At 74.7% G+C, this 13,271-nt stretch carries 12 protein-coding genes; 4 read left to right on the plus strand and 8 right to left on the minus strand.

Annotation, left to right across the window (positions count from 1 at the left end; all coding sequences use genetic code 11):
* The 5 genes from RIF68_RS10855 to RIF68_RS10875 all read right to left on the minus strand — a co-directional run.
* On the minus strand, positions 1 to 388 hold a 388-nt coding region (locus tag RIF68_RS10855; protein ID WP_309050964.1), incomplete at its 3' end, for a TIGR04222 domain-containing membrane protein.
* Between the two features lie 292 nt (positions 389 to 680).
* Positions 681 to 1,109, minus strand: coding sequence for an ATP-binding protein (locus RIF68_RS10860; RefSeq protein WP_309050965.1), 429 nt, complete (start codon positions 1,107 to 1,109; stop codon positions 681 to 683).
* 242 nt (positions 1,110 to 1,351) lie between these two features.
* Entirely contained in the window at positions 1,352 to 1,939 is a 588-nt protein-coding gene (locus RIF68_RS10865; protein WP_309050966.1) for a snapalysin family zinc-dependent metalloprotease, read from the minus strand.
* A gap of 220 nt (positions 1,940 to 2,159) precedes the next feature.
* Positions 2,160 to 3,359 (minus strand): aromatic acid exporter family protein, encoded by a 1,200-nt coding sequence (locus tag RIF68_RS10870; protein WP_309050967.1) that lies wholly within the window; start codon positions 3,357 to 3,359, stop codon positions 2,160 to 2,162.
* 13 nt (positions 3,360 to 3,372) lie between these two features.
* A complete protein-coding gene (locus RIF68_RS10875) occupies positions 3,373 to 3,867 on the minus strand; it encodes a hypothetical protein (protein ID WP_309050968.1) in 495 nt (164 codons plus the stop codon).
* A gap of 163 nt (positions 3,868 to 4,030) precedes the next feature.
* Between RIF68_RS10875 and RIF68_RS10880 the strand changes: the two genes are divergently transcribed.
* The 3 genes from RIF68_RS10880 to RIF68_RS10890 all read left to right on the plus strand — a co-directional run bounded on the left by RIF68_RS10880 (position 4,031) and on the right by RIF68_RS10890 (position 6,014).
* Positions 4,031 to 4,405 carry a VOC family protein gene (locus RIF68_RS10880; protein WP_309050969.1) on the plus strand — a complete coding sequence of 125 codons (375 nt, stop codon included), beginning with the start codon at positions 4,031 to 4,033 and terminating at the stop codon, positions 4,403 to 4,405.
* 342 nt (positions 4,406 to 4,747) lie between these two features.
* Positions 4,748 to 5,164, plus strand: a complete 417-nt coding sequence (locus RIF68_RS10885; RefSeq protein WP_309050970.1) for a tyrosinase cofactor — start codon at positions 4,748 to 4,750, stop codon at positions 5,162 to 5,164.
* A gap of 22 nt (positions 5,165 to 5,186) precedes the next feature.
* Entirely contained in the window at positions 5,187 to 6,014 is an 828-nt protein-coding gene (locus tag RIF68_RS10890) for a tyrosinase family protein (protein ID WP_309050971.1), read from the plus strand.
* Positions 6,015 to 6,167: 153 nt separating this feature from the next.
* Here RIF68_RS10890 and RIF68_RS10895 read toward each other — a convergent pair whose 3' ends face one another.
* Complete coding sequence (locus RIF68_RS10895) at positions 6,168 to 7,355, minus strand: serine hydrolase domain-containing protein (protein WP_309050972.1); 1,188 nt, start codon at positions 7,353 to 7,355, stop codon at positions 6,168 to 6,170.
* 495 nt (positions 7,356 to 7,850) lie between these two features.
* Here RIF68_RS10895 and RIF68_RS10900 point away from each other — a divergent pair, with 495 nt between their 5' ends.
* Complete coding sequence (locus RIF68_RS10900; protein ID WP_309050973.1) at positions 7,851 to 11,216, plus strand: S8 family serine peptidase; 3,366 nt, start codon at positions 7,851 to 7,853, stop codon at positions 11,214 to 11,216.
* A gap of 133 nt (positions 11,217 to 11,349) precedes the next feature.
* On the opposite strand, the gene RIF68_RS10905 is transcribed toward RIF68_RS10900, so the two are convergent.
* Both RIF68_RS10905 and RIF68_RS10910 read right to left on the minus strand, forming a co-directional pair.
* Entirely contained in the window at positions 11,350 to 12,219 is an 870-nt protein-coding gene (locus RIF68_RS10905; RefSeq protein ID WP_309050974.1) for an alpha/beta hydrolase, read from the minus strand.
* Positions 12,220 to 12,331: 112 nt separating this feature from the next.
* Positions 12,332 to 13,271, minus strand: a 940-nt coding sequence (locus tag RIF68_RS10910) for a glycoside hydrolase family 6 protein (protein WP_309050975.1), incomplete at its 5' end; no start/stop codon positions are given.

Here is a 13,271-nt window from a genome sequence, read left to right on the forward strand (position 1 = left end):
GGTCCACGAGCAGGCCGCGTGCCGCCAGGCCGTCACCGATCTCCTGGACGGCCGGGTCGCGCATCACGGCGAGCCGCAGGTCGCGCAGGGCGCCGCTCGGCGCGGCGGCCAGCTGGCGCATGACGGTCCGCTCGACCGGATCGCGCGGGGCCAGGTCAGGGCGGAGCACGACGACCAGGCCGGGGCCGCCGACGCCGATCCGCCCGTCGTCGTGGAGCTGGGCGAGGACGCTGTCCACGACACGCGGCGGGCCTCCGTTGAGGAACGCGGCCTCGGCCAGGTCGTGCACGGCGCCGCCCCGGTCGGCGCGGACCGTGCGGAGCCGGACGACGAGCACGACCAGCGCGACCGGTACGGCCACCGTCACCAGTACGGCGAACGCGGTCATCCGCGCTCACCTCCCCCGGACCGGCTCCCGCCGTGCCGGAACGACGCGTCGGGCCGCCGCCCCCCGCGGATCTTCCCCGCGGCGGCCTCCCCCCGGCCGGCCCCGGGCGGCACCACGGCCGCCCGCGCGTTCCGTGGGCTTCTGCCGGTTTCGTTCACCAGTTCCCCCATGTCCCCTCCTTCGGTCCCTGACGTGATGGCCCCGCACGTGGCGTTCGAATCTTGTCGGGGGAACGTTCAGAGGTTCATTTGAGGTTGGGGCCGACGGGGGCGGGTACGCGTCGCGGGCCGCCTCACTCCTCGGCGGGCTGCCGGGGTGCGGGTGGCTGGAAACAGGCGGTGACATCCTTGCCGCGGGGGCAGCGCCTGGTCTCCCACTCGTCCGCGAGGGCGTCGATGAGGAGCAGCCCCCGCCCGCCGAGGGCCCCCTCACTCGCCTTGCGCTGCTCGGGAAGCTGCGTCGAGGCGTCGTGCACCGTCACGTGCAGGCACTTCTCGTCCCAGGTGAGGATCAGCTGGGCGTTGCTGTGGGCGTGCACATGGGCATTGGTCACCAGTTCCGACACGGCCAGGACGACCGCGTCGACCGTGTCCGGTGCCGTCCGCTGCCAGCCGAGCGCGGCCAGGTGATCGCGTGTCCAGTCCCGTGCCGTCTTCACTCCGCTGCTGATCGGCAGCGATCGCGCCCATCCGACAGCTCTCACTGAGGGGTCCTGCGGCATCGTCTCTCCTTCGGCCGTCGTCGTGTCCGAGTTCGTCTGCGTTCGTCTGCCCTGCAATCGGCGGACGCAACGTGCGCGCCGGACCTGACGACGCCCGTCTTCGGGACCGGAGGTGTCCCGGTCCTCACGACCGGCGCGGTGACGGACCGTGCGGCGCACCGGCCCGCGCCGTGCGCGGACGCCTCCCCCCGCGTGACGGGCCCGCCACGTGGCCGTGGCGGGCCCGCCCTGGACGGTCCCGGTTACGGGGCGTCCACCAGCGTCCGCCCGTCCGCCGGGACGAGCCGGGCCGCGCCGTAGGCGTAGAGGGACTCCACCCGGGCCTGCTCGGTGGCGTCGGGGACCGCGTTCCGGCAGCTCGTGCCGGCGCTCGAGCCCGACATCAGCTGGGAGCACGGCCCGGGCTTGGTGTCGGGCAGACCCAGGCTGTGCCCGAGCTCGTGGGCGGCGATGCGGGTCTTGTCGTACCCCTGGAGGACCGCCTGGCTGCCGAGTTCGACACGGACCTGTCCGCCGGGGCGGACCGGGCCGAGGGTGGCCTGCGGCCAGCCGGTGGTGGCCACGATGACGATCTCGGCCCGCGTGCCGGGCGCGGCCTCCACCAGTCGTACGTTGTCGACGTTCGCGTTCCAGGAGGCGACACCGGCCGCGATCGCCGCCTCCCAGCTGCCGGCCCGGCTGTCGTCGTAACGAAGCGTCACGACCGCCGAGGACCTCACGCCGGACGGACCCGTGTCCGCCAGGGCGCTCGCCGGCGCGGTGGCGGTCGCGGCGGCGAGGACGGTCACCGCGGCGGTGGTGCCGGCCTTCACCCATGTGGAGAGCTGCATCGCTGTCCCTTCACCCGTGGGGGACCCCGGCGCCGGGAATCGGGGCCGGGGGAGCGGGGAGGAGCGGGGAACCCAACCGGGGCGCGTGCGGCCATGGTTGGAGCTCCTCCCTGGGAACTCCGACGGTAGACCCCCGCCCGCGTGAAGTCATGCACCTGTCAGGACAATTCCGATCGGCGGCGCCCGCCGCCGGAGCCGCGGCAAGGGCCGGGGCGGTACGTCAGGAGGCCGCCCGGCACGCCTGGTCCGCGCGGTCGCGGACGTGGCGTATCTCGTTCAGGATCCGTTCGGCCTCGGTGAGGGCCGTTCCGAAGACGGGCCACTCGCCCGGGGTGTCCAGGCGGCCCTGGCGCACCGACGCGGCGACGTCGTCGTAGTGACGCGCCGCTTCCTCCAGACAGTCGTCGAGCCGGCCGGCGTCCACCGGTCCCCGAGGGAGGCGGAGGCAGCCCAGCCCGGCGGCGGCGCAGCGCAACAGCTCCGCGTAGGAGGCCAGAACCTCCTCGGTCGCCGTGGCGCGCCGGGCGTGGGAGAGGGCCCGGGAGACGGAGCGCAGATGCGTGCCGACCCGTTCGATCATGCTGATCGTGTCCTGGCACCGCTGCAGGGTGTCCTCCGCGCTGCTCCAGGGCCGGCGCGGGTTGAGCCGGGTGTTCTCCTGTTCCTTGTCCACGGTCGTGCGCACCCGCACCGCCTCACGGGCCAGCTCCTCGCACCGGCGTTCCCCTTCCTTCGGGGAGGCCTCATCGGCCCCTTCGCCCGCCGCCGCGCACGCCAGGGTCCGCAGGAGGTCCTGCGCCCGGGCCGCCAGGTCGCCCGTCCTCTCCTCGGCGGTGTCCGTGTGGGGTGAGGGGGCGACGGCGACATGGGCCGCCAGACCGCAGCAGACCCCGATCGACGCGGCCGCCACCAGGTGCCCGATGTAGTCGATCTCGCCACCGCCGCCCGCGAACGCGAACAGCGCCACCACGGGGACCTGGGTGCTCTGCCGCCCCAGCAGGTTCAGCCGTGCTCCCGTCAGGGCGACGAAGGCGAGGACCGCCACGCTCCACGCGTGGACACCGGCGGTGCTGCCGAACGCGGCGGCCACCCCCGTCCCCAGGGCCATGGCACCCAGATACTGCGCCGAGTCCAGCAGCGACCGGTACACCGTGGACTGCAGCGCCAGCAGGGCCGTGAACGCGGCGAAGGCCGTGACCGTGGACGGAAGCAGCCAGGACGCCAGCCACCAGGCCGTCGCCGCGGCCGCCGCGCCCTTGGCCTGCAACAGCAGCGCGTCCCGCTCCGGGCCGGGTCGGCGTACCGCCCGCAGCAGCACCTCCCGTCGGCCGCGCGCCGCCTCCCGGCACCTCGTGCCGACCGTTCCGACCCACTTCCCGGACCCCGTCCGCGTGCCCTCGCGGCCTCGTCGTACCGTCACCGTCCGACCGCCCTCACGCCCCGGCACGGGCGGCCCCGGCGACGGACAGATGGGGACAGGCCTCACCGGCGGCGGCCCGCGGAACCCGCATCCGCCGCAGCAGGTCACGGGTGAGGCGCCGGTTGATCGTGGTGCGCCAGGTGACCCCCGGATAGCGGGCGCGCAGATGCGACAGGGCCCTCGTGCCCAGGCCGCAGTCGCGGAACGGCGGGTCGAGCACCACCTCGGTGATCACCCCCTCGGCGCACCGCGCACACGCCCGGTAGGTCACCCGGCCGACCACCCGGCGCACGTGGACCAGCAGCAGGCACTCCTCGCCCCGCCCTCCGGGAGCGGGGGAGGGCAGCAGGTCGATGTCCCGGTAGGCGACGATCCGGCGGTGCCACCTCCCCCAGCGCCGTCCGGAGCGCCGGTGCCTTCCGCCCGCCCGCCGGGGAAGGTCGCCGGTCCGTCGCTCCGGTGTCCGCGCGCGCACGGCGGGAAGGGTGAACGTCTCGAATCCCAGCATGCCTCTGCGCCTGCCCCGAACCCGGCGAGGGATGTCCCCGTACTCCCGGCGGCGGTCCGGAACGGTCGGAGAGGCCCGCCTCGCGCCGCTCGGGGCCGGTGCCGGCGGAGCGTCGCGGCGCGGGCACGTGTGCGGCGCGCGGGACGGGGGCAGGCGCCGACCCATGACGACGAAGCTCGCCGCCTTTGTCCTCGGCACCCCCGATCCGCCCGTGCTGGCCGACTTCTACCGCGCCCTCCTCGGCTGGGAGGAGGTCGAGCGGGAGGCGACGTGGGCCCGCCTGCGGTCACCGCACGGCGAACGCCCCGGCCTCAGCTTCCAGCTGGAGACCGATCACGTGCGGCCGGTCTGGCCGCAGACGCCCGGCAGCCAGCAGATGCAGGCGCACCTGGACATTCAGGTCGACGACCTGGAGCGCGAGACCGAGCGGGCGTGCGCCCTCGGGGCCACGGTGGAGGAGTACCAGCCGCAGAAGGACGTGAGAGTCCTCCGCGACCCGCACGGCCACCTGTTCTGCCTCTTCCTTCCCGGCGCCTGAGCGCGGGGGCCGGACCGGCTGTCCGAGCCCGGCGGCCCCCACGGTCACCCGCACGTTCCGGACAGTCTGGCGGCGTGAACCCCGCCACACCGGAGGCCAACACGCGAAAGATCGTTCACATATCGAACACGTTCTCCGCAAGAACTTCTCCACGGCGGCTCGGTGCCGCCGTGGACAGCAAGATCAACTTCGTTCAATCCTGCACCTTTCACGACAGGTTGTCCGTATCGCGGCCAACCCGCCCGCCCCGATTAACCGGACGCGGACGGCCCCAGGTACTGATGAGGCCTGCCGGGGGCATATGACCAATCCCCTGGCGCGCAGACCAACAGGGGGTTTTCCATGTCCACCATCACCCGCCGCACAGCCCTGGGCGCCGCCGTCGGCGCCGCGGGCCTCGCCCTCGCCGGGCCCACCGCCTCCGCCGGCGCCGCCACCGCGCCCACCGGGGCCGCCCGCACCGCCCCGACCGCCGGGTCCGCCGCCGCGGGCCCCGCTCCGGCGGCCTTCGACGAGGTGTACCTGGGACGACGCATCAAGGGGGGCGCCCCACACGGCGGCGGTCACCACGGGGGGCACCACACGGGGGACTACTCCGTGACGATCGACGGCGAGGAACTGCACGTCATGCGGAACGCCGACGGCACCTGGATCAGCGTGATCAACCACTACGAGCCGCTCGCCACGCCCAAGGCGGTCGCCCGCGCGGCGGTCCGCGAACTCCAGGGCGCCCCGCTCGTTCCCCTCACCCTCGCCTGATCCGATCCGGAGCCCGCACACCATGACCGTACGCAAGAACCAGGCCACCCTCACCGCCGACGAGAAGCGGCGCTTCGTCGACGCGCTGCTCGAACTCAAGCGCACCGGCCGGTACGACACCTTCGTGACCACCCACAACGCCTTCATCATGAGCGACACCGACAACGGCGACCGGGTCGGCCACCGGTCGCCCTCGTTCCTGCCCTGGCACCGGCGCTTCCTCCTGGAGTTCGAGCGGGCGCTGCAGTCCGTCGACACCACCGTCACCCTGCCCTACTGGGACTGGACGGCCGACCGCACCGCTCGCTCCTCGCTCTGGGCGCCCGACTTCCTCGGCGGCACCGGCCGCGCCCGCGACGGCCAGGTCACCGACGGGCCCTTCGCCCGGTCCGGCAACCGGTGGACCGTCAACGTCCGCGTCGACGGCCGCGACTACCTGCGCCGCGACCTCGGCGCCGGGGGCCGCCAGCTGCCCACCCGCGCGGAGGTCGACTCGGTCCTCGCCATGGAGACGTACGACACGGCCCCCTGGAACAGCTCCTCGGACGGCTTCCGCAACCACCTCGAAGGCTGGCGCGGCGTGAACCTGCACAACCGCGTCCACGTGTGGGTCGGCGGCCAGATGGCCACCGGCGTGTCCCCCAACGACCCGGTGTTCTGGCTGCACCACGCGTTCATCGACAAGCTGTGGGCCGACTGGCAGGCCCGCCACCCGGGATCCCCCTACCTGCCCGCCGCGGGCACCCCGGACGTCGTCGACCTCCGGGACACCATGCGCCCCTGGAACGACGTGACCCCGGCCGACATGCTGGACCACACCCGCCACTACACCTTCGACACCGCCGCCTGACCGCACGGCCGCCCGGGCGGATCCCCGCACGCCGGAGATCCGCCCGGGCGGCGCCGTGCCCACGGCACCATCCGCCGTCCCGGTGCGCAGGGAGCCAAGGGGCCGGCCGCCGGCATCCTGCCCCGGGCGGCGGTCCGGCCGCCCGACGGCACGTCAGTTCCGCAGCAGGGCGCAGACGAAGTCCTCCTGCACGGCCCGCACCTTCGCCAGCAGGGCCGGTTCGACGGTCTTGTTGATCTGCGTGGTGAGCGAGAAGGTGAGGGACCGTTCGCCGTCCGCCGTCGCCACCGCCAGCTGGGTGTAGCCGGGAAAGTTGCCGGTGTGGCCGTAGACCGTCCCGCATCGCGTCGTGTACCGGAAGACGGCCAGGCCGCCCGCGTTGGCGCCGGGCCCGGCGGGCTCCGAGGCCGCGCCGGGAAGGAACTGCCGCTGGCGGCGCCGGGTCTCCTCCGACAGATACCCGTGGTCGCCCGCCCACGCCCGGATGAACGTGCTCAGATCCGCCGGCGTGGCCACGATGCCACCGGAGGCCCAGACCCCGGTGGGACTCAGGATCTCGCTGACGTCCTCGGGAGGGGCGGGCGGCGTGACGTCGTAGCCGTGCAGATACGGCCTCGGCATCCGCGGGCTCCGCGGCAGGCTCGTGTTCCGCAGACCGAGAGGCCGGTACACCAGCTCCTCCAGGAGCCGCTCGTACGGCTCGCCGGTCGCCGCCTCCGCCATCAGGGCGACGGCGATGTTGTCCGAGTTCGAGTACGCGTACCGGGATCCGGGCCGGAACTCCAGCCCCCGGGCGGCGACGAAGTCGAGCAGCCGGCGCGAGTCGAAGCGGTGCCGGGGGTCGGCCACCACGATCTCGACGAAGTCGGGAGCGGCCGAGAAGTCGGGCAGCCCGCTCGTGTGCTGAAGGAGCTGACGCAGCGTCACCGCGTGCCAGGCCGCCGGCAGCACGGGCAGCCGCTCACCGATCGTGTCGTCCAGGCTCAGCCGCCTCCGGTCCACCAGCCGCAGGGCGACGGCCCCGCTGTACGCCTTGGCGACACTGGCGATCCGCATGTGATCCACCGTCCGGGGCGGCCGGCCGCTGCGGAGGTCGGCCACGCCCGCCCGGTGCACCACCGTCCGGTCCCCCACCCGCATCAGCGCGATCGCCCCGGGCGGTCCGCCCGCCGTCCGGACCAGTTCCTCCAGCCGCTTGTCCAGGGCCTCCCCCGACGGAGGCGTGCCGCCGGCCCGCGCGGCCGGGACGAGACCGCCGAGCAGCGCGGCGGCGGCGAGTGCGGCGCCGGTCAGGCGCGCGAGAGCGCGGGAGCGCGGACGGGTTCCGATACGTGCCGGCACGAAAGACTCCTTCTCGACGTGACACCGGGGGAACGCACACCCGGGGATGAGGGTCCGCCCCAGCATCCGCCGCCCGGGCCGGGACCGCCCTCCCGCTGCTCCATCCGGCCGAGATCCCGACCGGCGCACCGACCGGCGGCCCCGACCAGGGGTGCGGATACGGCCAAGAGGAGGCGAGCGGCCCGGCCGGAACGTCACCGGACCGCGGCAGGCCCGCCGCGCCCGCCCCGGGACGCGGCCCGGGGAGGCCGCCGCGTACCGCTGTCGCGCAAGCATCGCACCGCGGTCACGGCCTCGTCACAGTGCCGTCATGGCGCCATCGCACACACGACCCCGCGCATGGCCGGAAAGCGTCATTCCGCAACTTGTCGGCGCGAGGGGGCCGTCGGGCGCCTCGCATACTGCGCTGACCGGTCGCCGGGTGCCCCCGCACCCCGGGCCGGACACACCACCCGACCTCATCCCGAGCTCCCTGGGGGAGACTTGCGCGCACATGTGAAGAGAACCCGCGCCTGCGCCGTCGCGGCGGTCACCTGCGTGACCCTGCTGGCAGGCACGACCGGCCCCGCGGCGGCGATCGCCGCGCCCCCGGCAGCCGCGCCGGGCACCACCCACGCCGGCGGCCACCAGCGGATCCCGCTCGTCACGGGCGACCACCTGGTGGTGGACGCCCGGGGCCGCATGGTGCGTTTCGAGCCCGCCGAGGGCCGCGAGCGCATACCCGTCCAGGTGCAGCGCACCGGCGACCGCACCCTGGTGGTCCCCGCCGACGCGCGGCACCTGATCGCCACCGGCCGCCTCGACCAGCGCCTCTTCGATCTCACCGTGCTCACCGACCCGCGACTGCGGGCCGGTCATGGCGACGGCCTCAAGCTCATCGTGCGGTACGAGGGGGCGGCCGCGGGCGCGGCGCGGGCCGAGGTGCGCGCGGCCGGCGAGACACGGACGCGCCGCACCTTCCCGACCCTCGGCGCCGAAGCCGTACAGATCGCCCCGGGCGACGAGCCCCAGGTCTGGGAGGCGCTGACCGCCTCCGAGCGGACCGGCGCCCGCGCCGCCGCCCCCGGCGTCGCCGCCGTCTGGCTCGACGGCGTACGCACGGCGAGCCTGGACCGTGGCACCCGGCAGATCGGCGCCGACCGGGCCTGGGAGTCCGGGTACACCGGCACGGGCGTCCGGATCGCCGTCCTCGACACAGGGGTCGACAGGACCCACGACGACCTGAGCACCCGCGTCGTCGCGGAGAAGAACTTCTCCGCCTCTCCCGACACCGCCGACCGCGTCGGCCACGGCACCCACGTCGCGTCGATCGCCGCCGGCACCGGCGCGAAGTCCGGCGGCCGGTACAAGGGCGTCGCCCCCGGCGCCGAGCTGATCAGCGGGAAGGTCCTCGACGACGACGGCCACGGCGACGACTCCTCCGTCCTCGCCGGCATGGAATGGGCCGCCGCCGAAGGCGCCGACGTGGTCAACCTCAGCCTGGGCGGCCCCGACAGCCCGGGCACCGACCCGCTGGAGGCGACCGTCGACCGCCTCTCCGCCGAGAAGGGCATCCTCTTCGTCGTCGCGGCCGGCAACGAGGGCGAGGCCGGTCCCTCGACCATCGGCTCACCCGGGAGCGCGGACGCCGCGCTGACCGTCGGGGCCGTCGACCACGAGGACCGCATCGCCCCCTTCTCCAGCACCGGCCCGCGCGTCGGCGACGGCGCCGTCAAGCCGGACGTGACCGCGCCGGGCGTCGCCGTCGCCGCGGCCGCCGCCCCCGGCAGCACTCTCGACACCCGCCCCGGCACCCCCCATCCCGCCCCCGGATACCTGCGGCTCGACGGCACCTCCATGGCCACTCCGCACGTCGCCGGCGCGGCCGCGCTCCTGAAGCAGCGGCACCCGGACTGGACCGCCGCCGAACTGAAGGGCGCCCTGACCGGGACCGCCGAGGACGGCGGCCACACCGCCTTCCAGCAGGGCGCCGGCCGCATCAGGGCCGACAAGGCCCTGGCGCAGAGCGTGATCGCCGAACCCGTCTCGCTGAACTTCGGCACGGCGCCCTGGCCCCACACCGACGACCGGCCGCTCACCCGCAAGGTCACCTACCGCAACCTCGGCACCGCCGACGTCACCCTCGACCTCGCGGTGTCGGCCCTGGACCCGGCGGGCAGGCCCGCCCCCGCCGGGTTCTTCACCCTGCCCACCCCGAAGGTGACCGTGCCCGCCGGCGGAACGGCCGCGGTCGACCTCGTCGCCGACACCCGGATCGGCGAGGCCGACGGCACCTACTCCGCCTCCCTCACCGCGACCGCCCCCGGCGGCGCGACCGTCCGCACGGCCGCGGTCGCCACCCGCGAGGCGGAGTCGTACGACCTCACGCTCAGGGCCGTCGGCCGCGACGGCGCCGACGCGGAGAACTTCTCCACCACCCTGACCGGCGTCGCCGGTCCCGCCGCCGGCTTCGAGGCCCGCGTCGACAACGAGCCCGGAACGCACACCATCCGCGTGCCCAAGGGCTCGTACACGCTCAACACGGCCGTCTACGAGGACCCCTCGGACTACACCCGAGGGACCGACTGGATCGCCCGGCCGAAGCTGGACATCTCCGCCGACACCACCGTCACCGCCGACGCGCGCACCACCCGGCCGGTGGACCTCACCGTGCCCGGCCTCGACCGGGCGGACTACGGCGGGACGTACTACGAACGCGCCACCGGGATCGGCCGCGTCGGCAACGGCTGGGTCCTGCGGGGCTTCACCGGCTTCCGCACCGCCCACGCCGGCCCGCCCGTCACCGACGGCACCCTTCTGCAGACCTGGGACGCGCACTTCCTCAAGGACCCCGCCACCCAGTACGCGGTGGCCTTCGGCGGCCCGGCGAGCACCGTCGCGACCGGCTACACCCGGCACGTGCGGGCGGACGAACTGGCCACCCTCCGCGTCGGCCTCGGCGCCTCCGCCCCCGGCAAGACCGCCCTCGCGTCGCCGTTCCCCCACCTGCCGGGCGCGCCGGAGGGCAACGGCTTCGCGGCGCCGCAGCCGGCCCCCGGCACCCGCACCTTCCACGTCTCCACGGCCGACGGCGTCACGTGGCTGACCAAGTTCAACCAGCTCGGCAAGCCCGACGAGTGGGGTTACCCGGCCTTCGAGGGCAGCTACGAGATGACCCGCCCGAAGCGGTACGAAGCCGGCCGGACGTACCGCGAGACCTTCAACACCGGCGTCTTCGGGCCGCTCCTGGGCGACGGGGCGGGCGTCTTCCGCACCGCCCCCGACCCGGCGACGGGCGAGCAGCACATCGTCGGATCCGTGCCGCTGTTCGCCGACGGCCAGGGCCATGCCGGCCTGACCGCGGGCACCTCGGCCACGACGACGCTCTACCGCGACGGGGTCGAGGCGGGCCGGAACGACGACCCGCTGAGCGGCACGCGGCCCTTCACGGTCGACGCCGCCGACGCCGAGTACCGGCTGGTCACCACGGCGACCCGGCCGGCGGACGTCGCCGCCGCGACCACCCGCGTCGAGACCGACTTCACCTTCCGGTCCGGGCAGGTCGCGGCCACGACCGCCCTTCCGGTGTCGACGGTCCGCTTCACCGCCCCCGTCGACCTCGCCTCCCGTGTCCCGGCACGGACGCCGGTCCTGCTGCCGTTGACCGTCCTGGGAGCGGCGGCCGGGAAGAACCTGGCCTGGCTCGCCGTCTCTGTGAGCGAGGACGACGGCAGGACCTGGCGCACCGTCAAGGTCGACCACGGCACGGTGGTGGTGCGGACCCCGGAGAAGGGCAAGGGGCTCTCGCTCCGCGCCCAGGTCACCGACCGACAGGGCAACAGGTCGGCGCTGACCGTCCACAACGCCTGGTACGGCTCCTGAACCGTCCGTCCCCTTCCGTCCGGCCGGGGCTTTGCCGCGAGGCCCGGCCGCGGCGCCCGGCCCGTCCCCGCCCCTTCGGGCCCGGGGGCGGGCCTGCGTCCGCCGCCGCGCCCGAGCGGACCCGCGGGCGGGCCTACGCCTTCCGCCGGAACGCGAGCAGGGCCCGGGCGAGCTGGTCCGGCGCCTCCTCGGCCATGTGATGGCCCGACTCGACGGCCCCGCCCTCGAGCCGGCCGTCCACCCACGGCCGCCAGACGGCCGGCACGTCACCGTAGAGGTCGGTCATGTCGTCGCGGGTGGCCCACAGCACCTGCACCGGGCAGCCGATGCGCCGCCCGCGTTCGCGGTCGGCGTCGTCGTGCTCCCGGTCCACCCCGAGACCCGCACGGTAGTCCTCGCACATCGCGTGCACCGTCGCCGGATCGTGGATCGCCCGCCGGTAGTCCTCGTACGCCTCCGCGCCCATCTCCTCGGCGCTGCCCTTGTACCAGGCGTCCGGATCGGCGTCGATCACGCGCTCGGCGGGCTCGGCGGTCTGTCCGAGGAAGAACCAGTGCCACCAGCGGGCGGCGAACACCGCGTCGCAGCGGCGCAGGGCCTCCCCGATGGGCACGGCGTCCAGCACGCTGAGGGCGACGACGGCCCGCGGGTGGTCCAGAGCGAGACGGGTGGCCACATAGGCGCCCCGGTCGTGCCCGACGACGGCGAACCGCTCGTGCCCGAGACGCCGCATGACCGCCAGGCAGTCCGCGGCCATGGCGCGCTTGGAGTACGGCCGGTGCCGCTCGTCCGTCGGAGGCTTCTCCGACTCGCCGTAGCCCCGCAGATCGGGGCAGACCACGGTGTGACCGGCCGCCACGAGCAACGGGGCGACCCGGTGCCAGGTGACGTGGGTGCGCGGATGCCCGTGGAGGAGCAGCACCGGCGGCCCCGTGCCGCCGTGCCGTACCCGCAGGCGGGCGCCGTCCCCCTCACACTGCGTCAGCTCGAAGCCGTCGAACACCTGCCCTCCTCCGTCGGCGGACCTTCGCGTCCGCCTACCCGGGGACGGTGCGCGGACACGTCCCCGGGCAGGGCCGGTGCCCCGTGCGCGGGGCGGCCGGCAAGGTACCGCCTCAGCTGCCCTCGACGAGCCGCAGGGCGAACTCCGGGGAGAAGGAACCGGCCGCGTACTGCGGACCGTCCGCCGGGCAGCGCGCGTCGTCCGCGTGCCGGCCGTCGGAATCGCCCGGGTTCTTGATCCACAGGTAGTAGGCGGCGCCGCCCTCACCCACCTGGGAGGACGGTCCCAGTCTGCGCAGCGGCGGGTTGCAGAACCCGACGAGATCGCTGCTCTCGTCCCCGGGCACGGTGTAGGCGCCGTTCCCGTTGCGGGAGGTGTCCACGACCCAGGTCGTGTCGGTGCCCAGCCGCTCCTCGACGCGCGCGGCGAGGCGGCGGCCGTAGTCGTTCGACACGTCCGTGGAGTGGTAGTGGGACACGTTCACCGCCACCCCGTCGGCCAGGAAGATCCCGGAGCGCCCCAGCATGTCGGCCATGTCGCTCAGGCCGATGCCACCGTCCGCCGGGTCGTCGGCCCGACCCGCGCCCAGCGTCCATGTCGCGTTGCCCGCGTCGAGGTACGTCCGGACGTGCGGGCCCTGCGCGTCGAGGTGCTGGTTGGCGTACCACAGCATGTCGAAGCGGGCCTCCCGCCGTTCCGCCGTGAGGCAGTTCTGCTCCACATCGGCCTGCGCCACCGCGTCCGGCTCCAGGATGACGATCGCCGGCCGCCGGGCGATGCCCGCGATGAACCGGTCCATCCACTCCTTGTAGGCGCGGGCGTCCTCCGCGCCGCCGCCGGAGGCCCCGCCGCAGTCCCGGCCGGGAATGTTGTACGCGACCAGGGTGGGCAGCTGTCCTGCGGCCGCCGCCGCGCCGACGTACCGGTCGACGTCCGCCCGCACGTCGGTGTTCCAGCCGCCGAACCACTTCACCGTCGTCCGGTCCGCGATCCGCGTCCGGATCGTGCCGGCGCGCTGGTCGGTGGGGTGGGCCTCCACCCAGGCACGCGCG

Origin of the sequence: Streptomyces sp. (assembly GCF_031178505.1) — a bacterium.
Taxonomy (GTDB): Bacteria; Actinomycetota; Actinomycetes; order Streptomycetales; family Streptomycetaceae; genus Streptomyces; species Streptomyces gulbargensis.